General features: G+C 59.6%; 22 protein-coding genes, 4 pseudogenes and 1 riboswitch. Of the genes and pseudogenes, 14 read left to right on the plus strand and 12 right to left on the minus strand.

Going from position 1 to position 23,478, the window contains the following annotated elements:
* Position 1 precedes the first annotated feature (1 nt).
* The gene (locus tag BLR31_RS19100; protein ID WP_090599384.1) at positions 2 to 1,693 is read right to left on the minus strand and encodes a thiamine pyrophosphate-binding protein; all 1,692 of its coding nucleotides are present in this window, start codon (positions 1,691 to 1,693) and stop codon (positions 2 to 4) included.
* A 374-nt stretch (positions 1,694 to 2,067) separates the two neighbouring features.
* Between BLR31_RS19100 and BLR31_RS19105 the strand changes: the two are divergent.
* A pseudogene (locus tag BLR31_RS19105) lies at positions 2,068 to 2,471 on the plus strand (ATP-binding protein); the annotation flags it as partial.
* A gap of 134 nt (positions 2,472 to 2,605) precedes the next feature.
* Here the strand turns inward: BLR31_RS19105 and BLR31_RS22130 are convergent.
* From BLR31_RS22130 to BLR31_RS19135, 6 genes and pseudogenes are all read right to left on the minus strand, one after another.
* Positions 2,606 to 3,004 (minus strand): annotated as a pseudogene (locus BLR31_RS22130) (integrase core domain-containing protein); the annotation flags it as partial.
* On the minus strand, positions 2,965 to 3,345 hold the full coding sequence (locus tag BLR31_RS19115) for a hypothetical protein (protein WP_176762771.1): 381 nt from the start codon (positions 3,343 to 3,345) through the stop codon (positions 2,965 to 2,967). The pseudogene BLR31_RS22130 and the gene BLR31_RS19115, both read right to left, overlap by 40 nt.
* Positions 3,346 to 3,682: 337 nt before the next feature.
* Positions 3,683 to 3,949, minus strand: a complete 267-nt coding sequence (locus BLR31_RS19120) for a transposase (RefSeq protein ID WP_425287283.1) — start codon at positions 3,947 to 3,949, stop codon at positions 3,683 to 3,685.
* A 148-nt stretch (positions 3,950 to 4,097) separates the two neighbouring features.
* Positions 4,098 to 5,117, minus strand: a complete 1,020-nt coding sequence (locus tag BLR31_RS19125; RefSeq protein ID WP_176762772.1) for a YeiH family protein — start codon at positions 5,115 to 5,117, stop codon at positions 4,098 to 4,100.
* Positions 5,118 to 5,204: 87 nt separating this feature from the next.
* A complete protein-coding gene (locus BLR31_RS19130) occupies positions 5,205 to 6,641 on the minus strand; it encodes an NAD-dependent succinate-semialdehyde dehydrogenase (protein WP_090599317.1) in 1,437 nt (478 codons plus the stop codon).
* A gap of 18 nt (positions 6,642 to 6,659) precedes the next feature.
* On the minus strand, positions 6,660 to 8,363 hold the full coding sequence (locus tag BLR31_RS19135) for a thiamine pyrophosphate-binding protein (RefSeq protein ID WP_090599320.1): 1,704 nt from the start codon (positions 8,361 to 8,363) through the stop codon (positions 6,660 to 6,662).
* Positions 8,364 to 8,677: 314 nt separating this feature from the next.
* Positions 8,678 to 8,780, plus strand: a riboswitch (TPP riboswitch).
* A gap of 67 nt (positions 8,781 to 8,847) precedes the next feature.
* Here BLR31_RS19135 and thiD point away from each other — a divergent pair.
* From thiD to BLR31_RS19185, 10 genes are read left to right on the plus strand one after another with little or no spacing between them, the layout of a single operon-like run.
* Positions 8,848 to 9,648 (plus strand): bifunctional hydroxymethylpyrimidine kinase/phosphomethylpyrimidine kinase, encoded by an 801-nt coding sequence (gene thiD, locus BLR31_RS19140; protein WP_090599322.1) that lies wholly within the window; start codon positions 8,848 to 8,850, stop codon positions 9,646 to 9,648.
* A gap of 2 nt (positions 9,649 to 9,650) precedes the next feature.
* The gene (gene thiO / locus BLR31_RS19145; protein WP_210183955.1) at positions 9,651 to 10,631 is read left to right on the plus strand and encodes a glycine oxidase ThiO; all 981 of its coding nucleotides are present in this window, start codon (positions 9,651 to 9,653) and stop codon (positions 10,629 to 10,631) included.
* Positions 10,615 to 10,812, plus strand: coding sequence for a sulfur carrier protein ThiS (thiS, locus tag BLR31_RS19150; RefSeq protein ID WP_090599329.1), 198 nt, complete (start codon positions 10,615 to 10,617; stop codon positions 10,810 to 10,812). Before thiO ends, thiS begins: the two co-directional genes overlap by 17 nt.
* Before the next feature lie 2 nt (positions 10,813 to 10,814).
* A complete protein-coding gene (locus BLR31_RS19155; protein ID WP_090599333.1) occupies positions 10,815 to 11,588 on the plus strand; it encodes a thiazole synthase in 774 nt (257 codons plus the stop codon).
* Complete coding sequence (locus tag BLR31_RS19160; RefSeq protein WP_090599336.1) at positions 11,585 to 12,181, plus strand: thiamine phosphate synthase; 597 nt, start codon at positions 11,585 to 11,587, stop codon at positions 12,179 to 12,181. The genes BLR31_RS19155 and BLR31_RS19160 overlap by 4 nt, the downstream gene beginning before the upstream one ends.
* Complete coding sequence (locus BLR31_RS19165) at positions 12,178 to 13,167, plus strand: HesA/MoeB/ThiF family protein (protein ID WP_176762773.1); 990 nt, start codon at positions 12,178 to 12,180, stop codon at positions 13,165 to 13,167. The genes BLR31_RS19160 and BLR31_RS19165 overlap by 4 nt, the downstream gene beginning before the upstream one ends.
* Entirely contained in the window at positions 13,164 to 14,102 is a 939-nt protein-coding gene (locus BLR31_RS19170; RefSeq protein ID WP_090599343.1) for an ABC transporter substrate-binding protein, read from the plus strand. The genes BLR31_RS19165 and BLR31_RS19170 overlap by 4 nt, the downstream gene beginning before the upstream one ends.
* Entirely contained in the window at positions 14,099 to 14,773 is a 675-nt protein-coding gene (gene tenA / locus BLR31_RS19175) for a thiaminase II (protein WP_090599346.1), read from the plus strand. The genes BLR31_RS19170 and tenA overlap by 4 nt, the downstream gene beginning before the upstream one ends.
* Before the next feature lie 2 nt (positions 14,774 to 14,775).
* A complete protein-coding gene (locus BLR31_RS19180) occupies positions 14,776 to 15,498 on the plus strand; it encodes an ABC transporter ATP-binding protein (protein ID WP_090599349.1) in 723 nt (240 codons plus the stop codon).
* The gene (locus BLR31_RS19185; RefSeq protein ID WP_090599353.1) at positions 15,495 to 16,292 is read left to right on the plus strand and encodes an ABC transporter permease; all 798 of its coding nucleotides are present in this window, start codon (positions 15,495 to 15,497) and stop codon (positions 16,290 to 16,292) included. The genes BLR31_RS19180 and BLR31_RS19185 overlap by 4 nt, the downstream gene beginning before the upstream one ends.
* 956 nt (positions 16,293 to 17,248) lie before the next feature.
* Here BLR31_RS19185 and BLR31_RS19190 read toward each other — a convergent pair.
* Positions 17,249 to 17,500: a hypothetical protein gene (locus BLR31_RS19190; protein ID WP_090599358.1), complete on the minus strand. Its 252-nt coding sequence runs from the start codon at positions 17,498 to 17,500 to the stop codon at positions 17,249 to 17,251.
* A 280-nt stretch (positions 17,501 to 17,780) separates the two neighbouring features.
* Here BLR31_RS19190 and BLR31_RS19195 point away from each other — a divergent pair, with 280 nt between their 5' ends.
* Complete coding sequence (locus BLR31_RS19195) at positions 17,781 to 18,260, plus strand: hypothetical protein (protein ID WP_143009453.1); 480 nt, start codon at positions 17,781 to 17,783, stop codon at positions 18,258 to 18,260.
* 9 nt (positions 18,261 to 18,269) lie between these two features.
* Positions 18,270 to 19,988, plus strand: a complete 1,719-nt coding sequence (locus tag BLR31_RS19200; RefSeq protein WP_143009454.1) for a hypothetical protein — start codon at positions 18,270 to 18,272, stop codon at positions 19,986 to 19,988.
* A 51-nt stretch (positions 19,989 to 20,039) separates the two neighbouring features.
* Here the strand turns inward: BLR31_RS19200 and BLR31_RS19205 are convergent, their stop codons facing one another.
* The 4 genes and pseudogenes from BLR31_RS19205 to tnpC all read right to left on the minus strand — a co-directional run bounded on the left by BLR31_RS19205 (position 20,040) and on the right by tnpC (position 23,031).
* Positions 20,040 to 20,246, minus strand: a complete 207-nt coding sequence (locus BLR31_RS19205) for a hypothetical protein (protein ID WP_090599369.1) — start codon at positions 20,244 to 20,246, stop codon at positions 20,040 to 20,042.
* Between the two features lie 746 nt (positions 20,247 to 20,992).
* Positions 20,993 to 21,124, minus strand: a pseudogene (locus tag BLR31_RS19210) (antirestriction protein ArdC); the annotation flags it as partial.
* Positions 21,125 to 21,154: 30 nt separating this feature from the next.
* The gene (locus tag BLR31_RS19215) at positions 21,155 to 21,379 is read right to left on the minus strand and encodes a hypothetical protein (protein ID WP_090599373.1); all 225 of its coding nucleotides are present in this window, start codon (positions 21,377 to 21,379) and stop codon (positions 21,155 to 21,157) included.
* 2 nt (positions 21,380 to 21,381) lie between these two features.
* Positions 21,382 to 23,031, minus strand: a complete 1,650-nt coding sequence (gene tnpC, locus BLR31_RS19220; protein WP_090599377.1) for an IS66 family transposase — start codon at positions 23,029 to 23,031, stop codon at positions 21,382 to 21,384.
* 250 nt (positions 23,032 to 23,281) lie between these two features.
* Here tnpC and BLR31_RS22135 point away from each other — a divergent pair.
* Positions 23,282 to 23,478: pseudogene (locus BLR31_RS22135) on the plus strand (helix-turn-helix domain-containing protein); the annotation flags it as partial.

A 23,478-nucleotide genomic window follows, 5' to 3' on the forward strand; every position in this document is an offset into this window, starting at 1 on the left:
CTCAACTCCGTTTGGCTCGATGAGCAAAGGAGTCGCGACGGAAGCTAAAGAGCGCCGCAGGATCGACTTTTACGTCCACAACAGCTGGACGGCCACAGTTCAATGCGGCTTCGACTGCCTCACCGACTTCCGAAGCATGGTCGGCCCGGAAACCTGCGGCGCCGTACAACTCAGCCAGTTTGTCGTAGGGTGGGTTGACAATGTCTGCTCCAATATAGCGTTCATTGAAGAAATCCCGCTGGTAAGCTTTTTCCGCACCCCAACAGCCATTATTCATGACGACAGTAACAGTATTGATTCCATACTGAACCGCCGTGCTGAGTTCGGAAGCAGTCATGCCAAATCCCCCATCGCCCATAAGGCTGACGACTGGTCGAGAGGGATCAGCAACTTTGATGCCGAGACCGGCCGCGAACGAAAATCCAACCAGCCCGAAGTCTAGCGGAGTAAAAAGACTATTTGGATGCCAGTAATTCAATGCATCGGTAGCTTGCAGGCAAAGAGTACCCGCATCCATGGTGATGGCAGCGTTGTGCGGCAGTACCTTCCGAAGCGTCTTAAAAAGGCCTGAAGGCTGCAGCGGATCAGTCATAATGGCTGCGGCATCACGTTGCTCCAGATAAGCGCTGCGGTGCCCCTTGAACTCTGTAAGCCAATCGTCTGCCATCGAACGCTCAGAGCGCTTTTCCAGCTCATCCGTAATCTGCTGTGCAGCAAGCGCTGCGTCGGCCCATATTCCAATGGCCACAGGAAAGAACCGGCCAATCGCAGTTGGTTCAATTTCAACTTGAATGATCGCAGCTTCACGATTGATATTATCGTAGGAGTAGAACGTCGAATTGAAGCCTACTCGCGTACCCAGTGCCAGTATTACGTCAGCCCTCTTGACCAAATCGGTCGCAACCTGATTGCCTCTCGGCCCCATTTGCCCTGCGTTCAGGGGGTGCCCAAATGGGACCGCATCCCCGTGCCCAGGAGACGTCACGAGTGGCGCCCCTACTTTCTCGGCTAGAAGGCAAGCTGCTTCAGAAGCTCGCGCGTTTTTTACGCCTGCGCCAGCCAGTATTACAGGCCGCTTTGCGTTACCAAGTAGCTCCGCCGCCCTCCGGATGGCATCGGGCTGGCCTGCAGGCAGCACGTGGGGGCGATAGCCAGAGGGAGCGGGAGCATCCCCATACTCGGCAGTTTGAGCAAGGACGTTTCGCGGCAAGTTGACGACCACGGGACCCTTTCTCGGCGTTAGTGAGACGCGAAAGGCTTGCCGTAACATTTCCGGAACACGGGAAGTCTCTGTCACGGTCCAAGTCTTCTTGGTGATCGGTGAGAAGAGCGCCTGTTGGTCTACTTCTTGAAAGGCATCTCGACCGGCATGCTGCGTTGACAGGGATCCAGCGATGGCGAGAACAGGGGAAAACGCGGCCGAAGCTTGAGCCAGACCTGTCACCAAATTAGTTGCGCCAGGGCCATTCTGCCCGGCCAGAACAACGCCTGCATTCCCCGTGACCCTTGCATAGGCATCGGCCATGTGTGTGCCAGTACGTTCATCACGAACACCAATAAGGTTGATGTCCGGCGCATCGTACAGCGCATCGAACATTTCCATGGTCGCCGAGCCAATAAGCCCGAACACATGTTGCACATTCTCGACCTGCAGTGCCTCGACGGCCGCCTGCCCACCGGACTTGAGTCCCATCTTGCTACCCTTTGGCTGTTTTATGCATACCACGGAGCAATAGCTCACATTTCCAACATTGTAAACATTCTTGCGCACAAAATTGGATATGTTTGAATGTCGTTTTTTGTTGGGGCTGACTCGTCGCTGCGAAGCAATGAATCCTGAGAAATTCACACTCACCCGCGAATGGTTTAATGAGGGCGCATGAAGGGCCTCAGTCGCTCCGTAAGCGCTTTGCCGGCCCCTATGCGGCGAGGCTTGACGATTGTTTGAAGGCCCATGACATGAGCTCTTCAATACGGCTTTTCGGGTGGCAGTCGAGCAAAGCCCGGTGGGTGCCCATGATTGGTCTGCGGGGTTCACTTCGTTTCGCAATGGTGCCGATTGGTGTTTCAGAAACAGGAATAACCGACATGGCGATCGCTCGAGCTTGCATCCGCAATGGGCCCGAGGGCGCTTCTTCAACGTTGTGGATCTGGTCAATAAGCTCGAGGCCGAGACACGCGCTGGAAGGCAGGGACGGCTGGCGGGGTATATGGGACGCAAGGACTTCGTCATTCTCGATGAACCCGGGTATCTCCCCTTCGCGCAGTCAGGCGGCCAATTTCTCTTCCATCTCATCAGTCGGCTTTACGAGATGACCTCCGTCATCGTCACCACCAACCTCACCTTCGGCGAGTGGCCGACGGTCTTCGGTGACGCGAAGATGACCACGGCTCTTCTTGATCGGCTCACGCACCACTGCGATATTGTCGAGACCGGAAACGACAGCTGGCGATTCAAGAACCGAGCATAAACCGCACTCGGTACTGCACCGCGGGTCAACCGGCTGCGCAGCCCCTGACGTTGCCCCCATCTTTTATTCAGCGTGACGTAGACTCCGGTGCTTGTTTTGGCCCTTTTGAGCCGGGTGGAAGACGGGAGCTGGCGTGGAGCTGGCGTGGAGCTGGCCATTGAGCGTAGCGCCAGATTCCGTCGGTGGGTGAAGGTGGTGGCGTATTCGATCGGGGTGAGCCAGCTCAGCCTCGAGTGGGGGCGATTTCCCTTGTCGTCGGCCCGCCATTCTCGAAGGGCAATGCGGGCGTAGGAGAGGCTCGGGAACAAGGTCTCGTTGAGCATCTCGTCTCTGAGCTTGCCATTGAACGATTCAATGAACGCGTTCTACATCGGCTTTCCCGGTGCGATTTAATGCCAATCGACCTTGTGCCGATCAGCAAAGCCCAGAATGGCATTGGAGGTGAACTCGGTGCCGTTGCCGCTGACAATCATCTTCGGCTTTCCTCGCGTTGTCATGAGGGTCTCCAGCTCTCGGGCAACCCGCAGCCCTGCAGCGCCTGATGCCGGTGTTGTTTTTGCTTCCCGATCGGCGGGCACTCCGTCATTGTCGCGTGCCGGATTGACAGCATGGCGCGCTGGTCCTTGCCCTGCGCATTGCGGAACTGAACTTCGTGGGTGCCGCTGGACTGCACCGCCGCCATCACTTTGGCAACGGTGGTATCCCCATCCTCCGCAAGGCGATTCACACAGCTCCGGACCAGGAAGCTGGTTTCTAGCTCCTCGGCCAGGCAGTAGAGTTCATAGATATCGCTTTCCCGGTCCCGGATATGTACGCAGCGCTCCGGCGCGCCCGTCAGTTCGGTAGACAGTTGCAAATTGTCGAGCCAGCGCATGCTCTCTTTGCTTTCGAGGCGCTTACGTCGCTCCTAACACTTGAGCAAAGATAGAGCTGGCAGAACGGGTTGAAGCTGCCACCAACCCGCCGTCGTGGCCTCGTTCGATGGGCTGGGTGGAATTTCAGAAGATCATTCAAGACTGCTTCGGGAACGACTCTCACCACGTTATATTACTAGTAGCGAGCAGCTCATGCAGCTGGACACCCGCAAAAATTGTTGTTTTGGTTGCCGTAGGAATGTCATCTCGGCTTGGGGCTCCGTTTTGGTGCCGCTCTCGGCGATTTCGGCTGCAGTCGATCCCCCATTCGGGGCCTTTCCCGGTTTCCGGGCAGAGTCATCCCACGATCGCCCGCTTTTCATGAAAGACCAAGCGGTCGAAATTGTAGGCCAGGTTGGCGAGCGTGAGTTTTGCCTCCGCGCGCTTGATGCCAATGGTGCGGATGAACAGCCCGAATTTGTTCTTCTGGTGGGCGAACACATGTTCGACCTTGGCGCGGATTGCAGACTTGGCGGCGTTGGCTCGTGCCATGGTTTTGGGCACTGGCTTACCCTTGGGCTTGCGCCGGTGATCGTTAAGGCTGAACAGCGACTGTGGATCCATATCGGCACTCCCCCATGGTCCACCGAACTGAATCATGAAGTCGCTCAACAGGCCAGGGTTTTTGCGGGTGTCCAGCTCGGCTTTTCTCGTATCAGTGCCGACCTCGACATCCCGGGCAGGATGCGCGTGTGATCACCGAATGAACGAATTACTTCACGGCAACGATTGCCGCCAATGCCAATGCCGCTGTAGGAAACAGGACTATCACCAGCTTTCTTTTGTCCACTTGCATAAGCGCGTTCAAGGAAGTCTTGATACCCAAGGCTGAAATTGCCACTGCCAAAAATACCTGCGAGGCATTTTGCAGTCCAGTCAGCATCCATGTTGGAATATTAAACACACTGTTGACTACGGCCAAAGCAAAAAACGCGATCACGAAGAGAGGAACTGTAGCCAATCTTCCCTTTCTCTCCTCTCTCGGCAATAGCAAGGCAACAGATATGAGGACGACCGGCAGTAGCGTTACCCTGAACAACTTGGTTACGGTAGCTGAATCACCTGCTTCTTCCGAGATCGAATAGCCTGCTCCAACAACCTGCGCAACGTCATGGATCGTCGCACCAAGGAGAAATCCTAGTTCCGCATCCGAAAATCCCAGGAGACTGTAGAAGACTGGATATGCGACCATAGCGATAGTCGAAAGTGCCGTCACGGCAATTACAGTGAAGATAACATCATTCTCATCGCTCTTCTGATTGGAAACAACCGCTGCAATCGCAAGAGCAGCCGAGGCTCCACAAATCGCAACAGCTCCACCGGCCAGCATCCCAAACCTCCAGCGTTGCTTAAGTATCCTTGCGGACAGCAAACCAAGCGCAATGGTAAAAACAACTAATGTCGCCACGGTCGACATGCCGGTAACACCGAACGACTGAAATTCTTCGACAGATAAACGAGCGCCGATCAGGGCCACCCCCAGTCGAAGTAACGTTTTTGCGCTAAAATCGATTCCCGCTTCAAAATTGCTCTCTTCTCTTAGCAAGAAATTGAAGGTCATTCCGATCAGCAGCGCAAGCAACATAACGGGCGCGCCAAAGGCACCTTCAATGAAACTTGCTGCGCCAGCGACTGTGGCCGCGAGTAAAACGCCTGGCCAAATCAGACGCAACTGCTTGTGCCCTCTGGCCGCTTCGACGCAGATTCCGTTTTCCCGGTGCAGAATATCCAACCGCCCCTCCAACAATAAGTGTATTTTAACTAGGGTGTTGTTCGAGACCGTTTGTCCGCACTTGCTCGTGCTGGTCGTCTTGTCCGCCTAAAAGGCGGTTGTGCTGACTACTTTGGGTTTAAGATATCCTTGAAGCATCTCGATGCCGCCCTCAGTGCCGTAACCACTGTCCTTCCATCCCCCAAAAGGTAGTTCCGGCAAATGGAAAGGAACATCGTTAACTCCAACCATTCCGACCTGCAAATCAGCACAAACACGCTCTTGTCGACCGATGTCTTGCGTAAAGACGTAGCTGGACAACCCAAAATCCAACGAATTAGCGGCTTCAATGACCTGATGTTCGCTAGAGAACCTATTAACTGGAGCCACAGGTCCAAATGGCTCGCTCTGCATCATACTGCAGTTTGGATCGACCTCTGAAAGGACGGTAGGCGGGTAGTACAGGCCCCTGTTCCCGATCCTGCTACCTCCGGAGTGTATTTTAGCACCCGATTCCGTAGCTTCAGCTACCATTTGCTCGATTGCATCCAAACGTCTGCGGTTGGCTAGTGGCCCCATGGTCGTTTGAGGCCGAAGCCCATCCCCAAGAACAATCTTATTGGCTGCCTCGGTGAATGACGTCAAAAAGCGATCATAGGCAGCGTCCTGCACGTAGAATCGTGTTGGTGCTACACAGACTTGCCCAGCGTTCACAAACTTCCTGGCTGCAAGATAGCGAGCAACTTTCTCCACATTCACGTCATCGAACACAATTGCCGCGGCATGCCCACCTAGTTCCATGGTAGCCGGTTTCATGTACTTCCCGGCCATGGATGCCAAGAGCTTGCCTACAGGGACAGACCCAGTGAAAGTTACTTTTTGGATATGAGGCGAGGCGATCAGATGGGAGGAAATTTTATCGGGAATGCCAAACACCAAATTTAATGCCAGAGGTGGCACCCCCGCATCCAAGAGGACCTCTATAAGTGCTACACAGGAGGTCGGCGTTTCTTCAGCTGGCTTCGCGACGCAAGTACAGCCCGCTGCTAGTAAGGCCGCAATTTTCTTGGCCAATTGAACAATGGGGAAATTCCATGGCGTAAATGCAGCAACTACCCCTATCGGCTCAAACCTGACTTGGAAAACGTTGCCGACACTCCGTCCGGCATGCACTCTATCATAAAGCCGCCGCGCCTCGCCTGCCCCCCATTCCAGAAAATCCGCCGCGCGACGAACTTCTGCGACTGCCTCCTGTAAAGGTTTACCTTCCTCTATCGTTATGCTACGTCCGACGTCCTCCGCCCTGCCTCTAAGTTGCCGGGCCGCGTCGAACAATATTGTCCCCTTGTCCCACGCAGGAACTTTGCGCCATTCACCAAGACCGACTTGAGCAGCTTCTATCGCTGTATCAAGGTCTTCGGCAGCAGCCACACAGACTTCGCCTACCAACTCTTCTGTAGCGGGATTATAGACCGGTAATCGTTCACCAGAACTACCTTCTGTCCACTCCCCCGCAATAAACAGCTTCGCTAAACTGCTAGACATCTAACGCCACCTTTCAGACTACATTGGGATCGCAATATCCGACATTGGCCGACCGCACCTTCTTGGAATTTTGACGTCTAGCAAGCACGGGACTTTAGCAGCCATTAACTCGTCAACGGCCGCATCAAGATCATTTTCGCTCTCGACGTGGATACCTTTTGCGCCGACTAGCTCGGCAAATCGGTCAAGACGATGGGTTGGCAGCAGGCACTGAACTGATTCTCCGAATTCTGCCTCCTGGAGTCGAAGTTCGACGCCCCAAGCAGAGTCATTTCCGACAACCAGTTTGATCGGGAGGTTGTTCTCGACCGCCGTACTCAATTCCCATGACGCCTGCGCAAAGCCGCCGTCCCCCATGAAAGCGACGATCGGATCGCCCGGGAACGCCAATTGCATCCCGATGGCCTGTGGCAATGCGGCGCCCAGCGTTCCCATGACACTTCCATCCATCAGGTGCCCGCGCTGGAGGGCCGGGAAGTAGGTACGCGGCCAATGAACGAAGTCGCCCACGTCGACGGTCATGCCGGTTCGGCTGGTAAAATGCCGCGCTAAACTGCGGCAGATCTGTAGTGGATGAACGCCTTCTGATGGCGCGAACCCCTTGGCAATGTCTTTCCAGTCACTCTGCGAGCTGGCATGAAGTTCACGTAGGCTCGCAATCCATGCTTCTGTAGCCGGCTGCCGCAGGTCTTCAACTAAATCTCCCAGTTCGAGCAATATCTTGCCAATATTTCCACAGATTACCACATCCGATGGACGGCAGACGCTGGAGCGCAATGGATCGTCCACGATCTGAATGATCTTAGCATTCGATTGGAAAAGGGGCGGCTTTCCAAATAGCGTGTGGAAGTCGAATGAAGTTCCCACTAGCAGAACGAGATCCGCATGTTCCACAGCACGAAATGTCTTATTGAACCGCGGATCGGCGTAGCCGAAGCAAACCTCGCCGTCGTCGGGCACCAATCCTCGGGCCAGCTCCACCGTAAACAAAGGAATTCCCAACGACTTGAGGGACGACTGCATATGTTCTGCACCGCTATCCCAGTGGGCTCCGGAGCCAACAATTGCCACCGGCGCCTTAGCCGAGCTGAGTAAAGACCGCACTCCCTCCAAATCGTGAGAGACTGAGCGTATTTTGGCAAAGTTAGATTTTCTCGGGTGCGGCTCGAAAGACGCCTCGTAGCCACTCGCTCGCGCGTTGAACACGTCCACAGGAAACGACAGACTTACCGGCCCCGGGGTTGGTGAAACTGCGGCCATGTAAGCGCGATAGAGCATCTCGGGCACTAGCCGCACATCTGTGACCTCTCGTGCGAACTTGGTGACAGGCTCAACAATTTGCTGTTGATGCAGAACTTGAGTCCCACCACGGTCACGCTTGTCAATGGGCGCCTGACCGGAGATGACAATTACGGGAGAACCAGCACCATGAGCTACCGCCAGGCCAGTCACCGCGTTTGTGTGCCCCGGGCCCCCGGTAACGATAGCGACCCCGACCTCCCCCGTCGCGCGCGCCCAGGCATCGGCCATGTGAACTGCCGCGGTTTCGTGTCTGGTGCCTACAACTTCGATACCTACTTGCGAAAGGGCATTGAAAATCGCATTCACCTGGTCGCCGCAGAGAGCGAAAACCCGAGAGATCTCCAGCGCCTTTAGCCCACCAGCGAGTAATTGTGCACCAGTTTGGGCGTTGTGCGCCTCCGTGGTTAGCTTCGCATCCATCCGGTTCCTCCATTCACCTCGAAATCATTTCAGTCTAGTAAGCATTATTGTTCACAATGTGCAACACAAAAATGCACTGATGCTGGAGACAATTGCCCCTGAGCCTCACCGATGCGGTGGTCAGGTAAGACGTTTCCAAGGAAGCCTCCGGGTTTCGCGTTATCGGTGGAAGAGAACGTTTCCGTTGAACGAACGCCCTCAAAGGCGAGAGCATCTATGGCCAACGTCCGTGCCTAGTCTGTGCTCCACCGAACAAGTGTTCAAACAGATTTCACACGAGAGTTGATTTGGATCCGATACCGTACTAGGGTTGGCGGATTCCGTTGGGGTGCCCCGCAAGGGGCTGAGAGGCTGAAAGGCTAACCCATCGAACCTGATCCGGATTGTACCGGCGTAGGGAACGGAGCGCGTAAGCCCCTTTGGCCATTCCGGTCTGTATTTGGGCACTGCCTTCTCCTTCCACGTGCTGGATGGAGAATGAACCATGGACACCCCGACAGCACTGACCATCGCCGGCTCCGACAGCGGAGGCGGGGCGGGTATTCAGGCCGATCTCAAGACTTTCTCCGCCTTATCGGTATTTGGTGCCAGCGCCGTAACGGCCGTCACGGCGCAAAACACGCGTGCGGTCACGCTTGTGAAAGTCCTCTCCCCCGAGACGGTGATGGCGCAGATCGAGGCGGTGCGTGCCGACATCGCGGTGCATGCCATCAAGATCGGCATGCTCGGCAGTGCTGCCAACGCCCACGCCATCGCTCAAGCGCTAAAGGATTTTCCAGGTCCTATTGTCCTCGACCCCGTCATGGTGGCCAAGTCCGGCGACGCGCTTGTGGCCGACAACGCTGTGGCTGCACTGCGCGAGGCCTTGATCCCGCTGGCGCGCGTTTTGACGCCGAACCTTCCGGAGGCTGCCCGGCTGCTCGATCGTTCGGTGGCTGAGACTCAGGAAGAGATGGCCACCCAAGGGCGCGCGCTCCGGGCGCTGGGTGCCGAGGCCGTCTTGATGAAGGGCGGACACGGCGCCGGCCCGGTCTGCGTCGATGTGCTCGTCACCGCTTCGGGCGCCACCGCCTTCTCCTCCGCCCGTATCAAAACCCGCAACACACACGGCACCGGCTGTTCGCTGTCCTCGGCGATCGCGGCGAATCTGGCGTGCGGTGCAACGCTAGAGGCCGCTGTGGCGGCGGCCCATGCGTGGCTCCAGCGCGCCATTGCCCGGGCCGACGAGCTCACCATCGGCAGCGGTCACGGCCCGGTGCACCATTTCCATGCGGTGTGGTCATGAGCGTGCCGATCACCGTTCTCGGCGCCGGGGTGGCGGGGCTATGCGTGGCCACCGAACTCAGCGCACGCGGCCATGCGGTGCGCGTCCACGATCCCAACGGCATTCCCGGCCCGCATGCGTGCTCGTGGTGGGCCGGCGGCATGCTGGCTCCGTTCTGCGAGGGGGAGACGGCCCCAGAGCCAGTCGTGCGCCTGGGCCAGGAAAGCGCCGCCTGGTGGCGGCAACACGGCGCGCAGGTGATCTCGGACGGCTCGATGGTTGTGGCCTTGGGGCGCGATCGCGGCGAGCTCGACCGCTTCGCCCGCCGAACGACCAGCCATCAATGGCTCGATGTCGACCAGATCGCCGCCCTCGAACCCGATCTCGCGGGGCGGTTTTCAAGGGCGCTGTATTTTGCCGACGAAGGCCATCTCACGCCCCGCGCGGCCCTGGCCGCCCTTACGGACCACCTCGGCACGCGCGGCGTCCCGATCACGCGCGACCGCCCCGCCCAAACCACCGGCCCGACGATCGATTGCCGCGGCCTCACTGCCCGCGACGCTCTGCCCGATCTGCGCGGGGTCAAGGGAGAAATGCTGGTCCTGCGCTGCCCCGAGATTACGCTCCGTCGGCCCATACGACTGCTGCATCCGCGCATTCCCATCTACCTCGTGCCACGCGGAGACGGCCACTACATGCTCGGCGCTACCCAGATCGAGACGGCCGAACGCGCCCGTGCAAGCGTGCGCTCAGTGCTCGAACTGCTCAGCGCCGCCTACGCGCTGCATCCCGCTTTCGGTGAGGCCGAAATCGTCGAAATCGGCGTCGATGCCCGCCCCGCCTTTCCCGACAATCTGCCCCGCATCCGGCGCAGAGGCGACACGATCTATGTCAACGGCCTGTTTCGGCACGGTTTTCTGCTGGCACCCGCGCTGGCGCGCATGACGGTTGACCATATCGAATACGGAATAATCCCGGAGGTGATGCATGACGCTCACAGTTAATGGCGAGCGCGTCGCGCTGCGCGCGCGAACGCTCGCCGAAGCGCTCGAGGAACTGGGCTATGGCGAGGAGCGCATTGCCACGGCCCTCAACGAGACGTTCGTTCCGGCCGTCGCGCGCGAAACGACCATGCTTGAAGACGGGGACCGGCTTGAAATCGTCGCGCCCCGGCAGGGAGGTTGACGATGCCCATTTATTACGGAACGCAAATCGACTCGCCCTTGATGCTGGGCACCGCGCAATACCCATCCCCTGCGGTGCTGGCCGAAGCCTTCCGTCGCTCGGGCGCCGGAATCGCCACCGTGTCGGTGCGACGCGAAGCGCGCGGTGCTCGCGCAGGCGATGGTTTCTGGGCCCTGATCCGCGAGCTCGGTGTGCACATCCTGCCCAATACCGCCGGGTGCCATTCGGTGCGCGAAGCGGTCACCACCGCGCAGATGGCGCGCGAGATCTTTGCTACCGATTGGATCAAACTCGAGGTCATCGGCCACAGCGACACCCTCCAGCCCGATCCCTTTGGCCTGGTGGAGGCCGCCCGGATCCTTTGCGGCGAGGGGTTCAAGGTCTTCCCCTACACCACCGAGGATCTGGTCGTCGCCGAACGCCTTTTGGAGGCAGGTTGCGAGGTCCTCATGCCCTGGGGAGCGCCCATCGGCACGGGACTGGGCCTCAACAACGTCTATGGATTGCGCAGCCTGCGGGCGCATTTCCCCGACCTTCCTCTCGTGGTCGACGCGGGGCTGGGCCTGCCCAGCCACGCCGCCCATGCCATGGAACTGGGCTATGACGGCGTGCTGCTCAACACCGCGGTCGCCCGCGCCGGCGATCCGGCGGCAATGGCCGAGGGCTTCGCTCGCGCGCTGGAAGCCGGGCGTCTCGCCCATGGCGCCGATCCCATGGAGCCCCGCGACATGGCGGCGCCTTCGACCCCAGTCATCGGCCAAGCCTTTCTGTCATGACCCTCGATCGCTTCTATCCCATCTTCGACGATGTTTCCTGGCTCGAACGCATGCTGCAGCTTGGGGTAAAGCTGGTGCAATTGCGCCTCAAGGATCGTACCGAAGACGCCGTTTGCGACCAGGTGGGACGAGCGCAAGCGCTGTGCCGCGCACACGGCGCGACCCTCGTCGTCAACGATCACTGGCAGGCGGCGATCGCGGCGCGGTGCGACTGGGTGCATCTGGGCCAGGAAGACCTCGACACCGCCGATCTGGACGCGATTCGGGCCGCTGGCCTCAGGCTCGGCGTGAGCACGCATGACGAGGCCGAACTGGCGCGCGCCCTCGCCCTTTCTCCCCACTATGTGGCGCTCGGCCCGGTTTACCCAACCATCCTCAAGAAGATGAAATGGCACGAGCAGGGGCTCGACCGGGTCACGCAATGGAAGCGCCGCATCGGCCCGATCCCGCTGGTCGCTATCGGCGGTATGCGGGTCGACCGCGCCGCCGGTGTGTTTCAGGCGGGCGCCGACATCGTCTCGGCGGTGACCGACATCACACTCAACGCCGATCCGGAATTGCGGGTGCGTGAATGGCTGGAGGCGACGCGATGATCCGCTATGACCGCCAGATCGCTGTGCCCCAGTTCGGAGTTGAAGGCCAGCGGCAGCTCGCCAAAGCACACATGCTCGTCGTCGGGGCTGGCGGGTTGGCCGCGCCAGTGCTGCAATATCTCGTGGGCGCCGGTGTCGGGCGCATCCGGCTGGTCGACCCCGATCGGGTCGCGGTCTCCAACCTGCATCGCCAGACACTGTTTCGCCGACACGACATCGGGGAATACAAGAGCCAGGCCGCCGCCCTGCACATGAGCGGGCTCAACCCCGATTGTACGATCGATGCGGTCACCGCGGCTCTGGCGCCCGAGAATGTGGCAGCGCTTTGCCACGACATCGATCTGGTGCTCGATTGTGCGGACAGTTTCGCGGCAAGCTACATTCTGTCCGACCAATGTCTGGCAGCCGCAGCACCACTGGTGAGCGCCTCGGTGCTGCAGCTTTCGGGTTATTGCGGCGGGTTCTGCGCCGGGGCCCCCTCGCTGCGTGCCGTCTTTCCCGATCTGCCGCAGCAATTGGGCTCCTGTGCCGACGACGGCGTGCTCGGACCCGTGGTGGGCGTGATCGGCGCGATCCAGGCCCAGATGGCGCTCGCGATCGCTGCCGGAATGACACCAAGCCCTTTGGGCCGGCTCGTCACCTTCGACGCCCAGACCTATCGCTTCGGCGGCTTCCGGTTCGAGGGTGCGCCCGAGCCCGATCACGCGCCGCGCTTTATCGCGCCCAGTGACATAGGGCGCGATGACTACATCGTCGATCTGCGGGCCGAGATCGAGGCGCCCCTGGCCGCGCCCGGCGCCCATCGCCTGACTGTGGCCGATTTCGGCCCCGGCGGTCCCGTCCCCCCGGCCGGACGACGGGCGGTCCTGTGCTGCCGCACCGGCCTGCGCTCCTGGCAGGCGGCCGAACGGCTCGGCCGCGCCTGGTCCGGCCCCATCGTTCTCGCCGCCCTTGGCACGTCCACCATTAACGGAGACTCCAGATGAAACGCTTCCTTGCAACCCTCGCGACCGTCCTGCTCACAACGCCCGCGCTGGCCCAGGATCGGATGACCGTCCTGCTCGACTGGTTCGTCAATCCCGACCACGGCCCTATCATCATCGCTCAGGAGCAGGGCTATTTCGCCGATGAGGGCCTGGAGATCGAAATCGTCGCGCCCGCCGATCCGTCCGATCCCCCCAAAATGGTCGCGGCGGGCCGCGCCGACCTCGCCATCGGCTATCAGCCCCAACTCCACCTCCAGGTCCACGAAGGCCTGCCGCTCGTGCGCGTCGGGACCTTGATCGCCACCCCGCTCAATTGCCTCATCGTGCTCGAGGACGGCCCCATCGGGGCAATCGCCGACCTTGCGGGCAAAACCGTGGGGTATTCGGTCGCCGGGGTCGAAGAGGCGCTTTTGGGCTCGGTCCTGCGCGCCAACGGGCTCACCCTCGAGGATGTCGAGATGGTCAATGTCAGCTTTGCGCTCTCGACCGCTCTGATGGCGGGGCAAGTCGATGCCACCATCGGCGGCTATCGCAATTTCGAGCTCAACCAGATGGAGATCGAAGGCAGGCCGGGCCGGTGTTTCTACCTCGAGGAGGAAGGCGTGCCCTCCTATGACGAACTGGTCTATCTCGCCAATCCCGAGACCCTCGACGCCGACCTGATCGCCCGCTTTCTCGCCGCGACCGAGCGCGCCACCCAGTTCATCGTCAACCATCCCGAGCAGAGCTGGGAGATCTTTGCGGCCACCGCCCCCGAACTGCAGGACGAGCTCAACGAACGCGCCTGGGCGGACACCATCTCGCGTTTCGCGCTGCGGCCCGCCGCGCTCGATTCGGGCCGCTATGTCCGGTTCGAGCGCTTCCTGTCCGAAGCCGGGCTGATCGGCGATACAGTCCCTGTGTCCGACCTCGCCATCGATGTGGGGGCATTATGAGCGCGTATGGGACGAGCTTTCCGCTCTGGCGCGCCAGCGCCGGAGCCCTCTGGCAGGATTACACCCGCCACGCTTTCGTGTCCGGGCTGGCAGACGGCACGCTGCCGCGCGCGGCGTTCCTGCGCTATCTGACCCAGGACTACCTGTTTCTTGTCCATTTCTCCCGCGCCTGGGCACTGGCGGTCACCAAGGCGGAAACGCTCGACGAGATGCGGGTTTGCGCCGCGACCGTCAACGCGCTGGTCGGGGAGGAAATGCGGCTTCACGTCGAAACCTGCGCCGCCGAGGGGATAAACGAGGAAATGCTGTTCGCGGCGGAGGAAGCACCGGAAAACCTCGCCTATACGCGCTACGTCCTCGATGCCGGCCATAGCGGCGATCTGCTCGACCTCCTGGCGGCGCTGGCGCCGTGCGTGCTGGGCTATGGCGAGATCGGCGCGCGTCTTCAAGGCGACGCCCGAAATACTCCCTATCACGACTGGATCGCGACCTATGCCGGCCCTGACTATCAGGCACTGTGCCATATGGTCGGCGACCTGATCGACGGGGCCGTGCGCCGCAGGCTCGGAGAGACCCCCGAGGCGAGCCCGCGCTGGCCGCGTCTGTGTGACCGGTTCACAACCGCCACCCGGCTCGAAGTGGGGTTCTGGCAGATGGGGCTCGTAGCGTAGTGATGGCACCAGCGCTCCAGATCACCGGCAGCGCCGCCGTGGGCGCCACGACGATCTTCCCGCCCCTGCGTCTGGAAATTGCCGCCGGACGCTGGACGGTGTTACTAGGGCCTTCGGGCGTGGGCAAGTCGACGCTTTTGCGCTTGGTGGCCGGCGTCGAAACGACAATCGCCTTTACCGGCACCATCACCGCCGACGACGGCTCCGCAATCGCGCCACGCGTGGCCATGATGGCGCAATCGGACCTGCTGCTGCCTTGGCTCGACGTCTTCGACAACGTCACCCTTGGTGCCCGGCTGCGCAACGAGATGCCGGATCGCGCTCGCGCAAGAGCGATCGTCGAGCGGGTCGGACTAACGCCACACATGGACAGGAAGCCCGGCACTCTTTCAGGCGGACAACGTCAGCGCGTGGCCCTGGCGCGCACCCTCATGGAAGCGCGCCCCATCATCCTACTGGACGAGCCGTTCTCCGCCCTCGACGCCCGCGCCCGTGCCGCCATGCAGGAACTGGCCGCCGACGTCCTCTCCGACCGCACGGTCCTGCTGGTTACCCATGATTGCGCCGAGGCGGCCCGGCTCGGCGACGCCATCTTTATCATGACAGAGAAGGGAATGGACGCAGTCGCGCCCCCCGCCACCGCCCCGATCCGCGACTTCGACGCCTCCGAAGTTCTCGACGCCCAGGGCGCGCTCCTGGCGCGGATGCGGGGCGCGCCCGTATGAAAGCAGCGCGACAAGGAGCCTTGAGCACCACCCTGCGCCTTGCGGGCGTAACCGTCCTGATGCTTGGGCTCTGGCAAGCCTTGGTCGCCCTCACCGACACTCCCGCCTTCATCCTGCCGGGCCCGCTGCGCGTGGTCGAGGCCCTCTGGACCCATCACGCGCTCATCACCCATCACGCCTTGGTCACAATGACCGAGGTGCTGATTGGACTTGTAATGGGCGCCTCATTGGGGGCCGCGACGGCCATCGTTCTGGCCGCGTCGCGCGGGGCCCGCGCGCTGTTGCGACCCGTTCTCGTCTTCTCTCAGGCGGTTCCTGTTTTCGCCCTCGCGCCGATCCTCACGCTCTGGTTCGGCTACGGCCTGGAATCCAAGATCGCCATGGCCCTCCTGATTATCTATTTCCCCGTGACCAGCGCGTTTTTCGACGGCCTGATGCGCACGCCCGGCGAATGGCTGGAAATGGCCAGTGTGATGGGCGCGACGCCCGCGCGCGTCCTGACCCGCATCCGCATTCCGGCGGCCCTGCCGGCTCTCGCCTCCGGCCTGCGCCTTGCGGCGGTCTACGCGCCCATCGGCGCCATCATCGGGGAATGGGTCGGCGCCTCCCAGGGCCTGGGCTATTTGATGCTCTTTGCCAACGGACGGGCCATGGCCGATCTCATGTTCGCCGCGCTGGTGGTTTTGGCCTTCCTGACTCTGGTCCTTCACGCCGTGGTGGACAAGGCCGCTCACTGGCTGGTGGAGCACCAAACTCAGTCACCTGACTCTAAAGTCCGGCGCATTGTTTTCTGACAGAAGCGTTGCACGGCGGCGGACTTTGCTCCACTTGTATGGGTGGGGTTGTCATTACGGATAGATTGGACACGTTTATAATTACCATCAGTTCGACCGGTAAACGCCCCCGATGGAGCTGCTTGCGAGTCAACTTGGCGAACTAGCGTTCGACCTGAGATGCGGGACGCCGATGTCGGCGCAAGTTGGACGCGCCAGTGAGGGCGACGCTCAAGCCGAGACTTCATCCTTGGTGTTATGTGAGTGGCGTCGTTGACCATGTGCATGTCCGGTCCGGATGGAACGTGCTGGCCGATTTCCCTGAGAGAGTGGAGGAAATCGGTAGAGCGATGGAGTTTGCAATTCTCCGATCATTGCCCCGGTGACGATATCGAGCGCGGCACAGCGAAGATGTGCCAAAACGGATATAGGCATGGGTACTGCGCTCGGATACGCCCAGGCGCCATTGGGAGAGCCGGCTTTTCCCGATCGAGCGCCTTTTCATTCACGCATAGACAATCGATCAGTGGTGGGGATATCGAGAGCCAACAAGGCCCTGCACCCTTTCTACAGTAAATCGGCTGGGAGCTTGAACACTTCGCTTCGATGCGGCTCCGGTTCGAAAGCGGCCTATATGCACCGGATGGTCGGGATTGGCCAATCTCGGCGACAATGCTGAGTATCGACCAATTGGTTGCACCCTCGGGCGGGGTGTTCAGCATGCGTTCGATGACTGCGGCCCACCTGTGCATCCGAGACTGCGCGCTTCCGCCCAGCGCGGAGTTGCCAGTTAGCCTTCGATGAGAAATTCCCAAGGGTGCACAGGTGTAGGAAGAACAAAAAAGAGCAGTTCGTGAATGCTCGAAATTGCTCGCTAGATAATACTGGGGCTCTCGTGCGGCCGAGAAACCTTTCGTCAAGGCATCGATATTGGGAAGGAGCCGGCATCTTGTGTGATGCCGGCTCCCCGCTTTCGCTTACTCCGGGAGCCCTATAACGCTAAGCGCTTCAAGCGCCCAGAGTATGCCTTGCACCCTGAGAAGGTCGGCGGCAACTTCGTCTTCTGGAAGACGATTTGGAACTTCACCAAACGGCATATAGCCGAGGGTTTCGCTCCATACGTCTTCTGCGAATTCAAAATCACGCCCATCGTCGTGTCCACTCAAGGTACGGAGAAGGTCATGCGCCTTGAGACCGGCGACCTTCAGCCGGAAAAGATCCCTGTTCATAGTTCACCTTTGGCATTCGTAAGGTGCCACACCTCCGCAAGTCCTGAGTCACCTCAGACTGCACGATCGCGGCGCTGGGGGGTGGCTTGTCGATCGATGATCCAAGGTTGTCAGTGAATGTTGCAGGACACTCCGGAAGCCAATTTCGCACTGTGAAAGATCAAGCATTCTCGGACCGGTCACACGGGCGACTGGAAACAAAACAGAGCGTTTCGCGAATGCCTCAAATTGCTCTCTTGATCGGGAGAAATGCTGAAGACTCCGGTGATACCGATGCGTCATGGCAGAACAATCACCTCAGCGATGGGCAGAAACGTTTGCATCAGATCTTGTGCTCGATGGTGAGCGCATACCCTTTGATCGCGTCGTGCAACGGCACTACGCAGCGCTTGTCCATCAGCGTGCGACCGGGTTGACGTGGAAGGCATTGGCGAACCTGCTGCGCCGGGCGGGCGCTGTACGCGAGAGCGGCAAGGCCTACACAGGCGACCATCTACGGGTGGCATTCGGTCGGATCGATCGCGCCGAGCGCAACCTGACCTCCAAAGCAACTGGTGGCTACGCCAAACCAACCTCGCCGATGCGCCCCACCGAAAAGGTTGGTCGTTCTGAACCTCTCTCGTCGACGTCCACGCGCCAGAAAATATCCGGCTCCACCCTCCCACCGTCTGAGAAGCCTTTAGCCGTCGGTGGCGAAAAAGATGTCAGCGAAGCCGAAATCGGCTTGGCGCTGGACCGCATAACCAAACTCAAGCGATAGGAACCCCATATGAGCTTTTCAGATTTGCAACGACCGGCCGAAGACGACGCCATCGACATACGCGAGTTTCGGAGCATGAAAACTGCGTTGGAAAACCAAATTTACCCCAGCGATCGAGAGTACAACAATGGGGTCTATTTTGATTCCGACCGCTTCGCTCCGGGCGCCGAGGTGGACATGATCGTTGCAGGTTATTCCGAGCAATTTCCCGATCTGACCTTTACCCATTGGTTTGTCACCGCAGATTTCTTTGCCGATCAACGAGTCATCACATCAAAGCGGGCTCAGAATACATTTTTCAGGCAGGGTTACGTTTCCACGGTTGAAGATCGGCAAGTGCCCGTAGCGAACAAGGGTGACACCAAATTCGCGAAGGCCCACAAAGATATTCTCTTTGCCCACGGGTTTACCATGGCGCAAATCCTCCAGCTAATTGGCGAAGAGCAGTTGGGGATTCAGTATCAGGATCACGCTCATCCGGGAGGCGAAGCCTCTTTGATTTGCAGGCACCCCTTGTCCCCGCTAGTGGGCAGGGATAGCCGGCTGACCGAACAACAGCATGGTAACGCCCGACCAGATTGGCAAGAAGCTTTCGAGGAAGAAGAGGGACCAGCGGCGGATTGGTTGGGCGACAGGCGTTACGATAGAGTTTGGCAAGAGTTCAAGCGCCAGAAGCTCGCTCGATATAATTATGCTCTCGTGGAGAGTCACGGTCTGCTGTTGGGCCGAAGACTCGTCAATTCCGATGATAGAATCCATATGGCCCATGAAGGCACCCCCGGAACTCACCTCAAGTGCGGGAAGGAATACATCAACAAACTAACCTGGTCCCGATACCGGAGCGAGATCATTACCGAACGCCTAAGAGCCGAGCTGGATCATGGTTTCACCACTGAAGCGTTTTCTGGTGCGCATTGGGAGGAAACCGTGGAGAACCAGGATACGCAGGTCACGCCGGCAATGCTCGCTGTATGGGAAAGTCAGGCACTCGCATCGCTTCGTAAAATTGCCTGGCGGGTGAGCGCGGAAGAGTCCGCATCTGCGTTAAACAACGAGCTTTTGCGAGAAAAGCAGGCTCTCCGTGCCAAGAACGGAAGGCGAAAGTTGCCTGTTGGCACATCGAGGATGGACAACAGCACGCCTGAATTTTCAGCATTGAAGGCCGTGCAAACCAACGAAGCTGGAAGCTATATCGATCTCATGCTGCAGGGGCGTCGAAAAGCACACTGGACCAATGCGGAGCTGGGCTTAAGCCACCGAGACCTGCTGATTGGGGCTTACTATGGGATGACGTACGACGAGACGGACCTCATGACGAAGCCAAACGAGACCTATGAAATTGCGTACTGGCTGGGACAACTTCGACGCCATGGCCGGGCAACGATCACCAACGATTTCTGGTCCAGCATCTTTGATCATGTTGAACATGACTCTCAAAGAAATTTGGTGATATCGATGCTTTCTGAACAGGCGTGGGACGTGTTGCTCATCGCCGCCCGGGAACTGAGTGAACAGATTGCGAAGGGCAATTTTGATACCAAGCGGACCATTGAGGTCACCTACGATTGGTCAAGTGCAAACGAGCCATGGACGGCATCTCGCAATGGCGACACTATTGCAATTAAAGGCCCCCTGCTCTTTTTCCCCGTGCATGAGCGTGATTTCTGGCAGGAGAAGGCTGAATTTATTCAAGCAAACGGTGGATTCGCTGCACCAATGGTGCGATAGCCCGCCGAGCGTGACGCGACACGGCTAGGTGTGCAGAATGGGAGGGGGCGCTTACGCGCCCTCCTCCTGTTTTGCTTTAGGTTCTCGAAGGACGATGCGCCCGGTGAAATTAACGGGAATGAGATCGAGTTGCAGGTTGAGCCCTTTCTCGTCCTCGTGGTCCCAGGCGGCGCCAATGCGGGTCCAGATGGCGTTCTCGCTCTCACTAATGCAGTAGGCGATAAAGTTTGGGGTCTTGCGAGTTGCTTTGTCGGTCATTTGTCAGTTCCTTTCGGTATCGTTGCTTGGATGCGAGAGGAAAGGCGGGCGTCATAAGCCGCTGGCGTCAAGACCAACACGGGAGCGTAGCGAATGGAGCGGGCAGCATCATTGACGACAAGGCGACGACCGCCAAACCAGAGTGAGACAAGCAATGGGCCGAGGCACTGACATGCCACACCCAAAAGCACGCAGGCCAACCCGAACGCGATACCCACAGCAGTCGCGTGTTTGAAGAGCGGCTTGGATTTCGCTGGCACCGTAGCTCCAACTGGCGTGTGTGGCTTCATAGCCATAGCTTTGAATCGTCCCCTTCCCTAACCGTTTCAACGACCGATTCAGCCACGGAGAAACCAGATCACTCGTGCGGGATGACTGAGCCCCAGAACAGTGTGAGCTCGCGATGACCAGGCGCGACGGTCCGTAAAAGCATTCCGTTAGGCCTACCAGGGGCGGGCCGGTTGGCTCTGCAATGCCGTAGGTCCCATGATTTCGGGATCAAAAAACGTTGCAGCATGACCGTTGCGGAATGCCATATGGCAACATCGATGGTATGAAACATACGCGCGCTTCTCAGCGATCATGGGATCTAAGGACTATCGCCAGAACAATCACCCTGAGTTACCGGCGTGCATCTCGACAATCCCGTGCCGCTTGTCCGCGGGCTTGCGCTCGCAAGCTATCCGGCGTCCGCTCGAAGCGGACGCCGGATTTTTGACCTATCCTGGGCCGGCACAAAGCACTGGTCAGGCGGCAGCGACGTCCGGATCGGATGCAGCCTGCGCTCTTGGTTGCAGATCGATAAGATAATCAGCGGCGCGCTGGGCGTGAGCCGCTGCGGCAAAGATTGCGCGCTTATCATCGTTGAGCACTTTCAACGTAAGCCTCCGTTGAGGACCACGGCGCTGTCAGGATTCAGCTGATTGGTGCTCTTCGATGAGATTTCTGAGGCACTCGACCCCGTCTTCAGTAAAGTCGATCGTGCCACCGTCATCGGCGAGACTATAGATCCAGATCACGCCGTCTTCCGTTTCCATTTCGATGGCGATATCGAAGATGCGGTCGACCGTTTCGCCGAGCTCAGCAGCGACGCGGTCGATGGTTTTGACGGCATAAACCTTATTGCGCTGCACGATCAGGCGGCCTTGGTCACGGCCTGCGTCACCCAATTCCAGGGAAGCAGTTCTCCCAGCTTGCTCTGCGGCATGTCGGCAATGCGGGCGAGCACGTCAGCGAGCCAGGCCTGGGGATCTATATCGTTGAGCTTGGCCGAGACAATGAGGGTGTACATGAACGCGGCCCTGCGAGCACCGCGGTCCGAACCGGCGAACAGCCACGCTTTTCTGCCAAGGGCGATTCCGCGCAGCGCACGCTCGGCTGCGTTGTTCGAGAGGCATATGCGGCCATCTTCAAGGAATGCGGTAAAGCCTGTCCAGCGCGCGAGCATATAGTTCATGGCTTTGGCCACAGGAGCGTGACGCGAGAGCTTTTCGCGCTCGATCATCATATAGGCATGCAGTTCCTCAACCAGTGGCGCGCACAGCCGCTGCCGCTCGGCAAGGCGCTGATCAGGCGGCAGGCCATAAAGATCACGTTCGATGGCAAAGATCTCGTCGATCCTGCGCACCGCCTCGAGCGCAACCGGGGAGATGGCGCCGCCCTTGCCTTTCTTCTTTCGGACCCTTTCGATATCGGCGAGCTCGAACAGGGGGCGTCGTCCGTGAGCCCAGCAAAAGGCGGGGCGAATGGGCTCGCTGCGACGTTCGGGGTCGAACAGGCCGTTGTAGCCGGCAAAGGCGTCGACCTGCAGGATGCCGGAATAGTCGGCGAGATGAGCCCTCGGATGTTCGCCCCTGCGATCGGGTGAGGCGTAGAACAGAGCTGCCGGACCTTCGATGCCGCCGAAGGGGCGGTCGTCGCGCACATATGTCCACACCCGACCCGTTCTGGTCTGACCCTTGGCCAGGATCGGCACCGTGGTGTCGTCCCCGTGCAATCGATCGGCGGCCATCACGTGATCGGCGATCAGATCATGGAGCGGCTTGAGCGCCACGGTTGCCGCGCCAACCTGGTCGGCCAGCGTCGAGAGACTGACGGGCACGCCCTCTCTGGCAAAGCGCTCGGACTGACGGTTGAGCGGCTGATGCTGACCGAACTTCTCAAACAGGATCGTCGCCAGAAGATTGGGCCCGGCAAAGCCGCGCGGTGTGGGATGGAACGGCGCCGGTGGTTGGCTGATCTTCTCGCAGTCCCGGCAACTGAACTTCTCCCGTACCGTCTGGACCACCTTCCACTGACGCGGGATCACTTCGAGCGTTTCGGTCACATCCTCGCCCAGCTTGACCAGGTGGTCCGACCCGCAGCATTGGCAAGCTTCGGGCGCCGACACGACGACGCGCTCGCGCGGCAGGTGGTCGGGAAAGCCGCGCCGTTGTGCCCGCTTGCGGGTAAAGGCCTTGACCGGCGTGGTCCTGGCTGCGGCCATCTCGGCGGCAAGCTCGTCTTCGGTGGCCGCCGCTTCGAGATCCTCGAGTTCGAACTCGAGCTGGTCGAGCAGCTTGGCCTTCCTCTCGGAGCGCTGCCCATAAAGACTGCGCTTGAGCTTTTCGATCTCGAGCTTGAGACGGGCGATCTCGGCTTCGCCATCGGTCTTTTCTGCAACAACCCGGGCGGCTTCAGCTCGAGCCTGCGCCGCCTTCAGTTCAGCCAGATCGGCGCGCTGTTCAGCTGCGGCAAGAGCAGCGCGAAGGGCAGCAATCTCGGCGTTTCCGGCAGGTTCGACCATGCCGTGACTTTACCAGAATCTGGTCCTCGCCACGAGCCGATATGCCCCGTTTTGCACCAGATGAGTCACCGTGTCGCGGTGCAATATTGTCATCCCGCCGAGAGTTGTCGGGCGAAATGAGAAACTGCCCCCCAAACGAAACGAAGAACTGACCCCTTGTTTTTGAGAGGATCAGTAGATGCACGATGAATTTCCCTCCAAGCTCGTGGTGACAAAACCAGGGCGAGTTGAGGAGATGCGGTCGGGGGAGGAAGTTTCAGCAATGGTTCGACTGCATGAGCTGGGCTGGGGAGCGAAGCGGATCGCGCAAGAGTTCGGGTGCGCGCGTAACACGGTTCGTCGCTATCTTCGCGAAGGCGGTGTGGTGCCCTATCGCCAACCCGTCCGTCGCACAGCATTTGACGGGCTGGACGATTGGCTTCGGGAGCGTTTCTTCCGCCACGAGGG

Source organism: Pelagibacterium luteolum, assembly GCF_900100665.1.
Lineage (GTDB): Bacteria > Pseudomonadota > Alphaproteobacteria > Rhizobiales > Devosiaceae > Pelagibacterium > Pelagibacterium luteolum.

Bases quoted from the DNA above. Each gene is read 5' to 3' on its own strand.
- BLR31_RS19100 (WP_090599384.1), bottom strand. From the start codon at position 1,693: ATGGGACTCAAGTCCGGTGGGCAGGCGGCCGTCGAGGCACTGCAGGTC.
- BLR31_RS19115 (WP_176762771.1), bottom strand. From the start codon at position 3,345: ATGCGCTGGCTCGACAATTTGCAACTGTCTACCGAACTGACGGGCGCG.
- BLR31_RS19120 (WP_425287283.1), bottom strand. From the start codon at position 3,949: ATGGATCCACAGTCGCTGTTCAGCCTTAACGATCACCGGCGCAAGCCC.
- BLR31_RS19130 (WP_090599317.1), bottom strand. From the start codon at position 6,641: ATGTCTAGCAGTTTAGCGAAGCTGTTTATTGCGGGGGAGTGGACAGAA.
- BLR31_RS19135 (WP_090599320.1), bottom strand. From the start codon at position 8,363: ATGGATGCGAAGCTAACCACGGAGGCGCACAACGCCCAAACTGGTGCA.
- thiD (WP_090599322.1), top strand. From the start codon at position 8,848: ATGGACACCCCGACAGCACTGACCATCGCCGGCTCCGACAGCGGAGGC.
- thiS (WP_090599329.1), top strand. From the start codon at position 10,615: ATGACGCTCACAGTTAATGGCGAGCGCGTCGCGCTGCGCGCGCGAACG.
- BLR31_RS19155 (WP_090599333.1), top strand. From the start codon at position 10,815: ATGCCCATTTATTACGGAACGCAAATCGACTCGCCCTTGATGCTGGGC.
- BLR31_RS19160 (WP_090599336.1), top strand. From the start codon at position 11,585: ATGACCCTCGATCGCTTCTATCCCATCTTCGACGATGTTTCCTGGCTC.
- BLR31_RS19165 (WP_176762773.1), top strand. From the start codon at position 12,178: ATGATCCGCTATGACCGCCAGATCGCTGTGCCCCAGTTCGGAGTTGAA.
- BLR31_RS19170 (WP_090599343.1), top strand. From the start codon at position 13,164: ATGAAACGCTTCCTTGCAACCCTCGCGACCGTCCTGCTCACAACGCCC.
- tenA (WP_090599346.1), top strand. From the start codon at position 14,099: ATGAGCGCGTATGGGACGAGCTTTCCGCTCTGGCGCGCCAGCGCCGGA.
- BLR31_RS19180 (WP_090599349.1), top strand. From the start codon at position 14,776: ATGGCACCAGCGCTCCAGATCACCGGCAGCGCCGCCGTGGGCGCCACG.
- BLR31_RS19185 (WP_090599353.1), top strand. From the start codon at position 15,495: ATGAAAGCAGCGCGACAAGGAGCCTTGAGCACCACCCTGCGCCTTGCG.
- BLR31_RS19190 (WP_090599358.1), bottom strand. From the start codon at position 17,500: ATGAACAGGGATCTTTTCCGGCTGAAGGTCGCCGGTCTCAAGGCGCAT.
- BLR31_RS19195 (WP_143009453.1), top strand. From the start codon at position 17,781: ATGGCAGAACAATCACCTCAGCGATGGGCAGAAACGTTTGCATCAGAT.
- BLR31_RS19200 (WP_143009454.1), top strand. From the start codon at position 18,270: ATGAGCTTTTCAGATTTGCAACGACCGGCCGAAGACGACGCCATCGAC.
- BLR31_RS19205 (WP_090599369.1), bottom strand. From the start codon at position 20,246: ATGACCGACAAAGCAACTCGCAAGACCCCAAACTTTATCGCCTACTGC.
- tnpC (WP_090599377.1), bottom strand. From the start codon at position 23,031: ATGGTCGAACCTGCCGGAAACGCCGAGATTGCTGCCCTTCGCGCTGCT.